Source organism: Gilliamella sp. ESL0405, from assembly GCF_019469205.1.
Lineage (GTDB): Bacteria > Pseudomonadota > Gammaproteobacteria > Enterobacterales > Orbaceae > Gilliamella.
In genome coordinates this window covers 1,223,968-1,237,193 of sequence record NZ_CP048265.1, presented here as the reverse complement: position 1 = coordinate 1,237,193, position 13,226 = coordinate 1,223,968, and the positions used below count along the sequence as shown (strand labels likewise).

General features: G+C 40.1%; 10 protein-coding genes. 3 read left to right on the top strand and 7 right to left on the bottom strand.

Annotated elements, in window-relative coordinates:
* Together GYM74_RS05460 and GYM74_RS12380 are read left to right on the top strand one after the other, a co-directional pair.
* The gene (locus GYM74_RS05460; protein ID WP_220219473.1) at nucleotides 1-1,530 is read left to right on the top strand and encodes a glycoside hydrolase 43 family protein; all 1,530 of its coding nucleotides are present in this window, start codon (nucleotides 1-3) and stop codon (nucleotides 1,528-1,530) included.
* A gap of 144 nt (nucleotides 1,531-1,674) precedes the next feature.
* Complete coding sequence (locus GYM74_RS12380; protein ID WP_370634053.1) at nucleotides 1,675-1,752, top strand: hypothetical protein; 78 nt, start codon at nucleotides 1,675-1,677, stop codon at nucleotides 1,750-1,752.
* Nucleotides 1,753-1,795: 43 nt separating this feature from the next.
* Here the strand turns inward: GYM74_RS12380 and GYM74_RS05450 are convergent, their stop codons facing one another.
* The 7 genes from GYM74_RS05450 to GYM74_RS05420 all read right to left on the bottom strand — a co-directional run bounded on the left by GYM74_RS05450 (nucleotide 1,796) and on the right by GYM74_RS05420 (nucleotide 11,982).
* Nucleotides 1,796-4,654: a valine--tRNA ligase gene (locus GYM74_RS05450; RefSeq protein ID WP_220219472.1), complete on the bottom strand. Its 2,859-nt coding sequence runs from the start codon at nucleotides 4,652-4,654 to the stop codon at nucleotides 1,796-1,798.
* A 198-nt stretch (nucleotides 4,655-4,852) separates the two neighbouring features.
* A complete protein-coding gene (gene panC / locus GYM74_RS05445) occupies nucleotides 4,853-5,701 on the bottom strand; it encodes a pantoate--beta-alanine ligase (protein ID WP_220219471.1) in 849 nt (282 codons plus the stop codon).
* Between the two features lie 4 nt (nucleotides 5,702-5,705).
* Nucleotides 5,706-6,560 (bottom strand): 3-methyl-2-oxobutanoate hydroxymethyltransferase, encoded by an 855-nt coding sequence (gene panB / locus GYM74_RS05440; protein WP_220219470.1) that lies wholly within the window; start codon nucleotides 6,558-6,560, stop codon nucleotides 5,706-5,708.
* Between the two features lie 2 nt (nucleotides 6,561-6,562).
* Nucleotides 6,563-7,402 (bottom strand): Rossmann-like and DUF2520 domain-containing protein, encoded by an 840-nt coding sequence (locus GYM74_RS05435; protein WP_220219469.1) that lies wholly within the window; start codon nucleotides 7,400-7,402, stop codon nucleotides 6,563-6,565.
* Nucleotides 7,403-8,293: 891 nt separating this feature from the next.
* Nucleotides 8,294-9,745: a hypothetical protein gene (locus GYM74_RS05430; RefSeq protein WP_220219468.1), complete on the bottom strand. Its 1,452-nt coding sequence runs from the start codon at nucleotides 9,743-9,745 to the stop codon at nucleotides 8,294-8,296.
* A gap of 282 nt (nucleotides 9,746-10,027) precedes the next feature.
* Nucleotides 10,028-10,483, bottom strand: coding sequence for a DNA polymerase III subunit chi (locus GYM74_RS05425; RefSeq protein ID WP_220219467.1), 456 nt, complete (start codon nucleotides 10,481-10,483; stop codon nucleotides 10,028-10,030).
* Between the two features lie 17 nt (nucleotides 10,484-10,500).
* A complete protein-coding gene (locus GYM74_RS05420; RefSeq protein ID WP_220219466.1) occupies nucleotides 10,501-11,982 on the bottom strand; it encodes a leucyl aminopeptidase in 1,482 nt (493 codons plus the stop codon).
* A 140-nt stretch (nucleotides 11,983-12,122) separates the two neighbouring features.
* Between GYM74_RS05420 and lptF the strand changes: the two genes are divergently transcribed.
* The gene (gene lptF / locus GYM74_RS05415; protein ID WP_220219465.1) at nucleotides 12,123-13,226 is read left to right on the top strand and encodes an LPS export ABC transporter permease LptF; all 1,104 of its coding nucleotides are present in this window, start codon (nucleotides 12,123-12,125) and stop codon (nucleotides 13,224-13,226) included.

Sequence of the window (13,226 nt, the reverse complement as noted above, 5' to 3'; positions counted from 1 at the left end):
ATGAGCAGTAACTATTATCATAATCCGATTATTTGCGCCGACTATTCTGATCCGGATATTATCCGAGTTGGCGATGACTTTTTTATGGTCGCATCAAGCTTTAATCATTTACCTGCACTACCTGTTTTACATTCTAAGGATTTAATCAACTGGCAGATTATTAATCATGTTTTTTCGTCGTTTGAGTTTGGTGATTATGATCAGGTGCAGCCGGGTAAAGGCGTCTGGGCACCGTCTATCACTTATCATGATGATAAGTTTTGGGTCTTTTTCAGCACTCCCGATGAAGGTATCTTTATGTGTCATAGCACCGATCCTTGGGGCGAATGGAGCAAACCGCATTGTGTTCAGCCAGCGCTAGGTTGGATTGATCCTTGCCCGTTTTGGGATGATGACGGGCGGGCATGGTTAGTACATGCCTTTGCCCAGAGCCGTTGTGGTCTAAAGCATCAATTACAACTGTTTGAGATGAAAACTGACGGTAGCGCATTAATCGGTGAAGGCAAAATCATTTATGACGGCACCGCCGATTTGCCTACGCTTGAAGGTCCCAAACTGTATAAAAGAAACGGTTGGTACTATATTTTTGCGCCAGCCGGCGGCGTCGAAACCGGTTGGCAAACGGTTTTACGATCCGATAAGCTAACCGGCAATTGGACAGCGCGAAATGTGCTTTTTCAAGGTAACAGCCCCATTAATGGCCCACATCAAGGCGGTTGGGTGGAGTTAGCCAATTCGCAGTGCTGGTTTGTACACTTTCAAGATGCCAATGTATATGGGCGAATTGTGCACTTACAGCCAATGTATTGGGACGATGATAACTGGCCAAGGATCGGCCAAACGTTAGATGATCATGGTGCCGGACAACCGGTTTCATCTTACCCGAAACCGCTTGTTAACGGTGAGTCTACAGGCGATAAAATACAAACCAGTGATGATTTTGAGCAGGGAAAATTTGGCTTACAGTGGCAATGGCCAGCCAATCCACAACCACACTGGCTGGCTGATAGTGAGGCGGGATTGGTGTTAAATTGTTGCCCGTTACCGATACGTAATGGGCAAGATACACTCTATTTTGCGCCAAATTTACTGTTACAAAAATTTGCGGCATTTCAGTTTTCAGCGCAAACAGAAATGACCTTTAACCCAACCCAATCGGGCGATTTTGCCGGAATGATTATTTATGGTGAACGCTATGCAGCTTTAGTTGTTTGTTATGATAACGGCGAATATCGTCTTATGTATCGTTATGGTTGGGTTAAAGATTCGGGTGTTGTTGATGAGTATCATCAGCCGATTGCAAAACTCGACTTCGCCTCCTGTCAACTTAAGGTAGAAGTCGGATTAAATGGTATCTGCCAATTTTATTATCGCCAATCGCAAGATAGTTGGATTGCACTACCCCGTCAATTTGCTGCCGGTAAAGGTAAATGGGTTGGAGCTAAAATCGGTATGGTGGCAGCAACTGATGCTGGACAAAATATGGGTGGCAATTGTCATTTTAAATATTTTAGCGTTATCGCTAAGTGATAAAAAAACGCCCACGGTTATCGTGGGCGGTTTAGATTGTTTGTTATAGGCTTTTAATCGCTAGGTATTACGCTTGCAAATAAGATTGCACTACCCCGTCAATTTGCCGCCGGTAAAGGTAAATGGGTTGGAGCTAAAATCGGTATGGTGGCAGCAACTGATGCTGGACAAAATATGGGTGGCAATTGTCATTTTAAATATTTTAGCGTTATCGCTAAGTGATAAAAAAACGCCCACGGTTATCGTGGGCGGTTTAGATTGTTTGTTATAGGCTTTTAATCGCTTGGTATTGCTCTTGCAATTTAGCTTTATCATTAATATAGCCTTGTTGTTTTTCTTTCTCTTTCGCCACAACAGCCGCTGGCGCTTTATCGACAAAACTGCTATTGCTCAGTTTTCCGTCGATACGAGCAATTTCGTTATCGATGCGTGCCATCTCTTTTTCCAGTCGAGCTAATTCATCTTCTTTGTTAATTAACCCAGCCATTGGAATAAGTAGTTCAGCACCGTCAACTAACTTAGTGACCGATAATGGCCCGGTTTCACCTTCATCTAACAGCACAATTTCTGATAATCTTGCCAGCGATTCAATAAAGGTTATATTATCACTGATAATACGATGAACAGCAGGTGAAGCTTGACGAATCAACAATTGTAATGGTTTGCTCGGTGCAATATTCATTTCAGCTCGAATATTACGCACGGCAATCACCGCCTCTTTGATCCAGTTAATATCGGCAACAGCTTGATCGTCAATATATTTACTATCAAAAGTCGGCATCGGTTGTAACATAATAGTATCAGCCTTGATACGCATTAGTGGTTTAACACTTTGCCAAATTGCTTCAGTAATAAATGGAATAATTGGATGTGCTAAGCGTAACAATGCTTCCAATACAGTCACTAAAGTATGACGAGCGGCACGTTGTTCAGATTGTTCACCATTTGCCAGTACTGATTTGGTTAACTCTAAATACCAGTCACAAAACTGATTCCAAGTAAATTCATATAAAATATTAGCGGCTAAATCAAATCGATAAGTATCGAAGGCTTCTCGATAGGTTTTCACGGTATGATTAAATTCAGCTAATATCCATTTATCGGCTAATGAATAGGCTAAATCACCACCGGTAAAACCACAATCGTGATCTTGCGTGTTCATAAGGACATAACGGCTAGCATTCCAAAGTTTATTACAGAAGTTGCGGTAACCTTCCAAACGTTTGAGATCCCAATTGATATCACGTCCGGTTGAGGCTAGTGCCGCTAAGGTGAAGCGTAATGCATCGGTACCGTGCGCTTCAATGCCGTTAGGGAACTGTTTTTCAGTACGTTTGGCAATTTTTTCCGCCAGTTGTGGTTGCATCATATTGCCGGTACGTTTTTCCAGTAAATCAGCAAGTGAGATGCCGTCAATCATGTCTAAAGGATCGATAACATTCCCTTTAGATTTCGACATTTTTTGCCCTTCTTCATCACGAATTAAGCCAGTAACATAGACTGTTTTAAACGGAATCTGCGGCTTACCGTCTTTATCTTTGATAAAGTGCATGGTCATCATAATCATTCTAGCGACCCAGAAGAAGATGATATCAAAACCAGTTACAAGTACATTGGTTGGGTGGAAAGTTGCCAAATCATCGGTATTTTCTGGCCAACCCAATGTAGAGAAAGTCCAAAGTGCAGATGAGAACCAGGTATCAAGCACATCTTCATCTTGTGATAACACCACATCATCGGCGATATTGTTTTCCCGACGGACTTCGGCTTCGTCTCGTCCAACATAGACATTGCCTTGCGCATCATACCATGCCGGAATACGGTGACCCCACCATAATTGGCGTGAAATACACCAATCTTGAATATCATTCATCCACGAGAAGTACATGTTCTCGTACTGTTTTGGCACAAATTGGATATCGCCATTTTTAACGGCATCAATAGCAGGCTCGGCCAATACTTTCGCTCGCACATACCATTGGTCAGTTAACATTGGCTCAATCACCACGCCGCCACGATCGCCATACGGTATGGTTAAATCATGTGGTTCAATCTTTTCTAAAATGCCTTGCGCTTCACAGGCGGCAACAACCGCTTTACGGGCGGCAAATCGTTCTAAATTTTGCAATTCAGTCGGAATATCTCCCCCATAAACATCACTCGGTTCGCCGTTTGTGTCAAACACTTCGGCTTGTGAGCGGATCTCACCGTCAAAGGTGAAGATGTTGATCATCGGTAATTGATGACGGCGACCCACTTCGTAATCATTAAAGTCATGTGCCGGAGTAATTTTTACGCAACCGGTACCTTTTGTCATGTCAGCATGTTCATCACCAATAATCGGAATACGACGATTAACCAAAGGTAAAATAACAAATTTGCCGATCAGATCTTGATAGCGAGGATCAGCCGGATTGACCGCTACCCCGGTATCACCTAATAATGTTTCCGGACGCGTTGTGGCGACAACTAAATAATCTTTACCGTCAGCCGTTTTGGCGCCGTCAGCAAGTGGATAACGTAAATGCCACATTGAGCCTTTTACTTCACGATTTTCAACTTCTAAATCAGAAATCGCGGTACGTAATTTTGGATCCCAGTTGACCAAACGTTTACCACGGTAGATCAAATCTTCCTGATAAAGTCTGACAAATACCTCTTTTACCGCATTTGATAGCCCTTCGTCCATAGTGAAGCGCTCACGATCCCAATCCACCGAATCGCCTAAACGACGCATCTGTTTGGTAATGCTACCGCCTGATTGCGCTTTCCACTCCCAGATTTTTTCGATAAACATTTCACGACCATAATCGTGACGGGTTTTGCCCTCTTCGGCAGCAATTTTACGTTCAACCACCATTTGTGTTGCAATACCGGCATGGTCGGTACCCGATTGCCATAACGTATTGTTACCTTGCATACGATGATAACGTATTAATGCATCCATAATGGTTTGTTGGAATGCGTGCCCCATGTGTAAACTTCCGGTCACATTCGGCGGTGGGATAGCGATGCAGTAGCTTGGCTGTGATTTGTCGCCATTAGGCTTAAAATAGCCACTTTGTTCCCAATGTTGATAAATTGGTTGTTCGATTTCTTGTGGATTATAAGTTGTATTTTTCATAATAAATGCATAAATCCTGATTCAAGGCATAAAAATGCTAACTATTCTACAGTAAAATAGCCAAACAATAAATTGGCTAAGTGAGAAACTCGTTGATTAAATCTCTTATCAATCTCGCTTTTATTGGAATGATTGGCATTAAAAAACCGCTGTGTCATAAGCGGCCTTTTATACAGTTAAATTTCGATATGTTAAAAGCTAACTGGGTTGATAGATAAAATTATCAATTAATCGTGTTTTACCAATATAAACGGCAAGTGCACATAAGCTATCTTGCTTAAGGGAATCAATCGCATTGAATGATGCCATATCGACAAATTCGATATAATCAATTTTAGCAAGCGGCTCAGCGTTAATTATTGCTTGCATAGCACCGGCAATGACATCAACCGATCTTTCACCCTGTGCAATCATTTCGCCAGCGCATTGAATGGCTCGATAAAGGCAAGTTGCCGCTTCTCTTTCAGTTGCAGATAAATAGCTATTGCGTGAACTTTTTGCCAGTCCGTCTGCTTCTCGCACAATCGGGCAACCAATAATTTCAATATCGACGTTAAGATCGCAAACCATTCGTTTAATCACAGCAAGCTGCTGAGCATCTTTTTGTCCAAAATAGGCTCGATCCGGTTGGGTGATGTTAAATAATTTAGTGACCACCGTGCAGACACCCTTAAAATGTCCCGGTCGCTTTTTACCACATAACGCTTCTGTTAGCCCATTAACATCGACACAACTGTTAAAGTGAGCATCGTACATTTCACTGGCTGTTGGGCAAAAGATAAGATCGACTCCCATTTGCTGGCAGGCAATTTTATCTCGCTCAAGATCACGAGGGTAACTTGCCAAATCCTCGTTAGGGGCGAACTGGATAGGATTAACAAAAATGGTCACAATCACTTTTTGATTCTGCTCTTTGGCCGCCGCCATTAAACTTTGGTACCCTTCATGCAAAAAGCCCATAGTGGGAACTAAACCAATACTTGCGCCGGACTGTCGCCAAGCTTTAACTTGCTGGCGAACTTGATCAATTGAGGTCACAACTTTCACGGTATTATCCTTGATGACTGATGAAAAATTCAGATTTAATTTTTGCCATTACATCGCTATCGATAGCAAATTCATGATTTGCAGACGGAAACTGTTGCTGCTTCACTTCTGCGCAATAATCTTTAAAAGCCTGCTTCATTTGCTCGCCAATTGGCGCAAATGATTTTACAAATTTAGACGATACACCTTCATACATCGACAACATATCTTGATAGACTAAAACCTGACCGTCACAACCAACACCGGCACCAATGCCAATAGTTGGAATGCTAACCAGTTCAGATATCAGTTTTGCCAACTCCGCCGGCACACATTCGAGTAAAATAGCCGCCGCACCTGCTTGCTCAACCGCCAATGCATCAAGCACTATCTTTTTAGCGTCGTTATAGTCTTTGCCTTGAACTTTATATCCGCCTAATGCCAGTACCGATTGTGGCATCAAGCCAATATGCGCAATGACCGGAATCGATGCTTGTGTAATCAATTGAATATGTTCACAAAACGCCTGCCCGCCTTCAAGCTTGACCGCTTGTGCTTGACCTTCTTGGATTAAACGACCGGCATTATACACCGCATCATAGGCCGAAGTATGGTAGGACATAAAAGGCAGATCAGTCACAACAAAAGCCGTTTTAGCCGCTCTGGCAACCGCTTTGGAGTGGTGAATCATATCTTCCATTGTCACCGATACGGTACTTTGGTAACCCAGCATCACCATTCCCAATGAGTCACCAACCAATAAACAGTCAACGCCACTCTCATCCATTAATCTAGCGGTGGTGTAATCATAGGCGGTTAACATCGTGATTTTTTCTTGATTCAGTTTTCGTTGTTGTAGGGTGAGTATTGTGTTTTTCAAAGCTACAGCTCCAGTTCTAATTGTTTGTAGTCCCTGTTTGGATGTTTTTTTCGACTGATATTAAGCAATATGGTCGATAGTTGCTGGTAAATGGGCTTTAGCTCATCGGGCATGGCCATAATATGTTGTTTGATTGTTTCAACATCGCCACGTTCAACCGGTCCGGTCAACGCATCAATGATACCCGCCCGGCAAGCATTATTGGCATTGCCTAAAAATAGTGGATGCCACGCCTGTTCACTAAACTCTTGATCCAATCCACACTGCTCGTTGAGCAGATCAACACCAATTTGCACCAAAGCCAAAACTTGATTGCTAAGCATGACACAAGCGGCATGGTAAAGCGGCTTTTTAATGGCGGGCAAAATGGCGATAGGGTTGGGGAGTTTTGCAAAAAATTCAGTTAAGGTTGGAATGATATCGGCATTGGCTTCCAGCGTGAAAGACACATTAACCATATCAGAAAAACAATCAAAGCGATCGTAAATTGCATAGAGTGGATGTAATGAAAAAGCGAAGGGATGAACAACTTTATTTTGGCTAAAGATATGAGACGTTAACAGCCCGCTACAATGGCCAATCCATTTATTGCCAATTGGCAGTTGACACAAATCATACCAAACTTCGGCAATTTGACTATCTGAGACGGTGACCAACAAACAATCACACTTAGCAACTATCTCAGCTAGCGTTAAAAATGCATGACTTTGAGTAAATTCGCTTGCTTGTTTTGCATGCTCATACGAGCGGCTATAAAATCCTGCGACTTCGATTCCACAAGAACTAAAATACTTCCCTAAGGTGCAACCAACCTTCCCAGCACCAATAAAACCAACGATCATAACAGATACAAATAGTCAAAAATTAACGCATTATAGCGTAATTTGCTGTTTATTCAATTGAATTAGTTTTATATAAACAATATCACAGCATAACAAAGGCTAGCGTTTAAAAAGTGATAAAGGTGTTTGTCAAAAAGTTTCAGAAAATATATACGTTTCAGTATAAAACAGTGTTGATTATTGTAAATCTATTAAAAATTTATCTGATTACCTTACATTAATGGCAACAAATTTTCGTCAAAAACTTTCAGAAAATGCATACGTTTTAGTATAAAACTGTTTTAATTACTGTAAATGTCTAAAAAAATCTATCTCACTACCCTATAGAAACGGCAGCGGATTCTTGCCAAGAAGTTTCAGAAAATATATACGTTTTAGTATAAAACGGTGTTGATTATAATAAATCTATTAAAAATCTATCTGATTACCCTACATTAATGACAACAAATTCTTGTCAAAAACTTTCAGAAAATGCATACGTTTAAGTAGAAAACTCTTTGAATTATAGTAAATCTATTAAAAATCTAGCTTACTTCCTTACATAAACGACAACATATTCTTGTCAAAAACTTTCAGAAAACACATACGTTTCAGTATAAAACTGATTTTTAATTGTGCTTAGAATTCGACTGTTACTTTACAAAATTAAAAATACAACTTTACGCCTTAATAAAGTTTGCATAATTAGGTAGTCAAACATGCTAAAAGCGATGGTGGGATAAGCGTTGGTATATAGACTTTTTGCAAAAAGCAAAGCGGGAGAAATACAAATTCAATAAGGCTGAGTTTGTGAGAAGATTAATCGTTATACCAAGAAAATAGACTGTTAAATTATCTATAAAAAAACCTTATAACAGAAATTGCTATAAGGTTTTTTCTCAACAACGATAATTACCAAGCCACACAACTGCTTAAGAAATTACCATAATTATCGGTTCTGAAACCAACAACGCCGGTTCCTGATTCAACTACGTAATGATTTTCGGGACTATGGACGGTCGCAGTCCAATAATAAGCGTCACCATAATCACTATCATAAACTATCCAATCACTATCCGGATAATATTCCCTGGTTACCTTACCCCATTCAGAGAATATACCCCCCATCCATTCGGTAGTCGCACTGTTTCGGTAGCTAATCTTCCTACGGTAAATTTCGCCAACGCCTGGTACACCTTCTTCCCAGTTAATTTGGTTGCCGGATGAGTCGACTTTACGATTAGAGTTTGTAAAATCCCATACTGCCGGTAGATGGTATGTACCATTTAAGGTGTTACAACGATCAGAACTAGCAGCCCAATTTTCGGAAGGACCATCCGGGAAGGCGATCATCCAGCGCTGGATAAAAAATGAATAAAATACATTAGTTTTACTGCGATCGGCGTACAATTTGAAAACTGAAGGTACAAATTTACCGCCATTGGTTGCAGCTGAAGGGCCTTTTAAGGTCACTCGCAATTTTCCGTTATGCTCACTTAAGACTAAATGTACCCCTGTTCCGCCGAGAGATGAAACGTTAGTACCGTTGATATCAATAACTTCAGCAACACTTAAGCCGGCAAGTTTAAGGTCGAAAAATAAGTTGTTAGATCCAATCGTAGGAAAATTGTTTCCCGGATTATTGGTATCATTCATCGTAAAGCCCTTACCTCTAACCCAAGTGTTATCTACATCACCTTCATTGTTAAGATTCGGTTGTGCATAACAAAATTTAACCACAGAAGGGACTTTAGGGTACATATAATAAGCGTGTTGTTCGCCGATAAAAGAACTTTGGTTAGGAATACCATATTGCGTGCTGATCGTGCCATTGTCAGAAGATACCAATAACTTCAAAGGTGCATCACAAGGCTCTAATACAGCATTTTCATTATTTTTAACAAAATTTGTAAGATCGTTACCGTCACCGTCAGTCCAGTTTACCTGTAAATCGCCGGTTATTACCGGGTTATAATCGCCGTCATCATCACCCCAAAAATTGGCATTAAGGATGACATCTTGAATAGGTAGTCGAGGGTAATTCGCGTTTTGTGAAGGCAATGTGACGATAGTTTTTATATCGGAGAACTTGACATTTTCGTTATCAAATTTTATCGGATTTGCTGCCGTTGAGGTATCAGAATGGGCAGTGATTTCTTCGCCATTTGGTAATGTGATTGACAACAAAGGGGATAGATACTCCGTTTTGGTTTGTCCATTATCAAATGTTACATAAGGGGCGTAACCTTCGATACTTCGTAAAGTAGATATCGAGATTGACGTAGCTGGATTGGATAAAGCAAGCAAGCCTAAAGTTAAGAGTAATGTCTTTTTCTTATGAAGAAGACAATTGCATTTCAACATATTTTAGTCCTTTTTAGTTATAATTTATTATTATTGATTTTTTTTATTGTTTTTTGATCTTTCCTGACCTTTTCGGCAAGTATAAATTAAACATATTCGTTAATCAATAAGTTATACCTATCGTAATAGTCAGGAAAAATTGATCTAAGGTATCTTTCGAACAAAATCTGGAGGATTTGGATTTAACGCAACAGTGATGAAGAGATACTACATAAATATTGCGGGTATAATCGTCACAACTACTCGAATTCCCTAACTTTTTTACCGATATACTTAGCAATATTAGCTAATTAAGATCGGAATAGTTTTAAGATTAAAACCTGCTTGTTTATAGGTTTTATACCTTTCCCGGGCTAACACTTTCAAGTGTTCATCTACCGGCACAAAGTCAATCACATCTCGGTATACGCCGGAAAATTCCGGGAACTGCTCTTGCAGATTGATCAGTATCTGCCGACTACCGCTACTACGTCTTTGCGGCCAACAAATTTCAACCGGTGAACCGCCTCTCATGCCTTCACCGGCTAAATTGTGCGGCACAAAATGTTGCGTATCTTGTTGCCACAGGTATTCATCTATGCGTTCAGCTTGCGCTTGATCTTGACAGGCTACCAGTATCCGTTGCTTCGTTTGCCAAGCTTCGGTAATTTTTTGACAAGCCAATTTTTCATGAAACAAAACACCCGCCTCATCCGCCGGTGCCTTGTTTTCTAAGAGATAAAATATGACTTTTTTCATAAACCCCTATCTTTATATTATTGCGCTAATAGATATTCGATTAACATCGCCACCGGTCTACCGGTTGCACCTTTGTTGGCGCCTGACTGCCAAGCAGTACCGGCGATATCTAAGTGTGCCCATTGATATTTTTCGGTAAAACGAGATAAAAAACATGCAGCCGTTATTGTGCCACCGTCACGCCCACCGGCATTAACTATATCGGCGCAAGTGGAGTTTATCTGATCTTGAAAATCATCGTCAATAGGTAACGCCCATGCTTTATCCCCTGCGCTGTTTGATGCGGTTATTAACTGTTCAACTAATTTATCATTATTGCCCATTACGCCGGTATAGTGATGACCTAAAGCCACAATACAAGCGCCAGTTAAGGTGGCAATATCAATAACCGTTTTAGGTTGATAACGATCAACGTAGGTTAAGGCATCGCATAACACTAAACGGCCTTCCGCATCGGTATTGATGACTTCAACGGTGATGCCGGACATCGTGGTTAAGATATCACCCGGTCGATAAGCATTGCCGTCCGGCATGTTTTCGCATCCTGCCATAATACCAACCACATTTATCGGTAAGTTTAATTGAGCAACAGCCTGCATAACTCCATAAACGGTTGCCGCACCACACATGTCATATTTCATCTCATCCATACCGGCTGATGGTTTAATCGAAATACCGCCCGAATCAAAAGTTAAACCTTTACCGACTAAGACATAAGGCTGCGCTTTTTTATCTTTGGCGCCATGATACTCAATAACGGTCATGATTGATTCGTTTTGTGAACCACGCCCTACCGCTAAATAAGCATTCATATTTAATTTGGCCAGCTCTTTTTCACCTAAACAAGTGACTTTTAACGAAGCATGCTGCTTACCGAGTTTTTTACCTTGTTCTGCTAAGTAGCTAGCATTACAAACATTAGACGGCATATTGGCAATCGTTTTAGTTGCACTAATAGCTTGCGCAATAATGTTACCTTGTGATAAAGCTTCGTTTGCCTGTTTAACCAGTTTTTTATCGCCACAAAGTAAAGTGATTTTGGTTAAACTTGCTAACGGTGATTTTTTTGATTTGTAGTCATCAAAGCGATAAGTTAATTGAGCAACAATTTGGGGCAACTGTTTAGCGATCTGTAATGTGATAGATGAATTAATGTTTAAGATATCCCAGCTGATCTCTTTTACTTTTTTCGCTAATAATTCTTTAACCGCTGCTTGAATTACTTTTTTCGATTGCTTTAAATCAAACGCTTTTAATTTGCCACAACCGACAAAAAGCAGTTTTTGTTTTAATTGAGTTGAGCAGGAATATAAAAAGGTTGTGTGCCCTATTTCGCCACTAATTTCACCTGACTTAATCATTTGGCTAATTAAGCCGTTGGTTGTGAGGTCTAATTCTTTTACTGAATCTATTTGATTTTTATCTAGAAATATTGGCAGCACGAAACATTCGGATTTTTGTTTTGTGATAGTTGCGCTGTTTTTTATTTGAAATTCCATTAGCTTTCTCTTTAGTGTTTGATTTAAAGTGAATGATAACATTTTATCGGTTCATAAAGCGATAGCAACAAAAAGATAACGAAACCTTGCAAATCAGATTATAATAGCCAAATTTGGTTGAACTAGTAGATAGGTAAAATGTGATTATTCGTCGATATTTAGTAAGAGAAACATTGAAAACGCAAGGTGCAATACTATTTATATTATTGCTGATCTTTTTTTCTCAAAAATTAATCAGAATTTTATCCAGCGCCATTGATGGAAACATTCCACGTGATTTAATCATGCCTTTATTAGTGTTAGGCATTTCCAATATGGCTGATCTTATTTTACCGCTTAGCCTGTTTCTCGGTGTGCTTGTGACTTTCGGCCGATTATATGCAGATAGTGAAATGGTTGCAATGCACGCTTGTGGCGTAAAAAAATCGATCAACTATCAAGTTGTGTTCTTTCTTTGCATTTTAACGTGTGGCTTAACTGCCCTCAATAGTCTGTGCTTTGGTCCTTGGTCGAGTTCAAAGCAAGATCAGTTAGTTGAAAATGCGAAAATTAATCCTAGTTTAGCCGGTTTGTTAGCCGGTCAATTCCAGCAAACCCCGGACGGTAATTCGGTTATCTATATTGGTAATGTGAACAATAATAATTTAGACAATGTCTTTATTGCGCAAATTAATCCTAAAAACAATCAACGTCCGTCAATTATTATTGCCAATAAAGGTAAAACCGGGCAAGATGAGCAAGGCAATCAAATTATTACCCTGCAAGATGCTAATCGCTATGAAGGCACCGCTCAATTAAAAGATTTTCGTATTTCAAACTTCCATAACTATTTAGGCATCATCAAACCTAAAGAGTTAGATATGAATAATGAGGATGAAAAGATCGACGTGCAACAGTTGAGTATGACTGAACTGTATCACAGCAATACCGCGAAAGCTAACGCTGAGTTTTATTGGCGATTAACCCTTATTATTTCTGTACCGCTTATGGCCTTTATGGTGATTCCGTTAAGTGTCTCAAGTCCACGGCAAGGGCGATTGGCGCAAATATTGCCGGCATTGTTGCTCTATTTAATCTATTTTCTTTTAGCCAGTTCATTTAAAGCGAACGCCGGCAAAGAACGGCTCGATCCGGCATTTTGGTTTTATGTTATCAATTTAGGCTATCTGGTTATTGCCTTAATTTTGAATTGTTGGGATAACTTATTTATGCGTAAACTTCGTTTAAAATATATTGCATCGTAA

What these genes read in the sequence shown, in the direction of transcription:
- GYM74_RS05460 (WP_220219473.1), top strand. Translation starts at nt 1, where the DNA reads ATGAGCAGTAACTATTATCATAATCCGATTATTTGCGCCGACTATTCT.
- GYM74_RS12380 (WP_370634053.1), top strand. Translation starts at nt 1,675, where the DNA reads ATGGTGGCAGCAACTGATGCTGGACAAAATATGGGTGGCAATTGTCAT.
- GYM74_RS05450 (WP_220219472.1), bottom strand. Translation starts at nt 4,654, where the DNA reads ATGAAAAATACAACTTATAATCCACAAGAAATCGAACAACCAATTTAT.
- GYM74_RS05435 (WP_220219469.1), bottom strand. Translation starts at nt 7,402, where the DNA reads ATGATCGTTGGTTTTATTGGTGCTGGGAAGGTTGGTTGCACCTTAGGG.
- GYM74_RS05430 (WP_220219468.1), bottom strand. Translation starts at nt 9,745, where the DNA reads ATGTTGAAATGCAATTGTCTTCTTCATAAGAAAAAGACATTACTCTTA.
- GYM74_RS05425 (WP_220219467.1), bottom strand. Translation starts at nt 10,483, where the DNA reads ATGAAAAAAGTCATATTTTATCTCTTAGAAAACAAGGCACCGGCGGAT.
- GYM74_RS05420 (WP_220219466.1), bottom strand. Translation starts at nt 11,982, where the DNA reads ATGGAATTTCAAATAAAAAACAGCGCAACTATCACAAAACAAAAATCC.